The following is a 269-nucleotide window of genomic DNA, read 5'->3' on the forward strand; positions in this document are numbered from 1 at the left end:
GTCGGGCGTCGGTCGGGTCCGGACTGAGAGCCTTATTCGACGGCTGCGTCAGATCTGGCGCTGGGCCGTCGAGGAAGGGCTGACGGCGCGGGCGTGTCCGTGGGTGGCATTCACTCAGGACCGTGCCATTCGGGCGGAGATGGTCACGCTCGTGGTGCGCTATCTTCCCGACGGCGTTCTGCAAACGATGCGTGCGATGACCTTGGGAGGCTGTGTGGACCACGGCGAAGTCGCCGAGGAGGAAATCGTGTCAGTGGCCGCAGCGGTCC

At 66.2% G+C, this 269-nt stretch carries 1 protein-coding gene; it reads left to right on the forward strand.

Going from position 1 to position 269, the window contains the following annotated elements; translation table 11 throughout:
• On the forward strand, positions 1-269 hold a 269-nt coding region (locus SCA31_RS23625), incomplete at both ends, for a hypothetical protein (RefSeq protein WP_410699447.1).

This window comes from Chryseobacterium sp. SIMBA_028, assembly GCF_046535285.1.
Classification (GTDB): Bacteria; Bacteroidota; Bacteroidia; order Flavobacteriales; family Weeksellaceae; genus Chryseobacterium.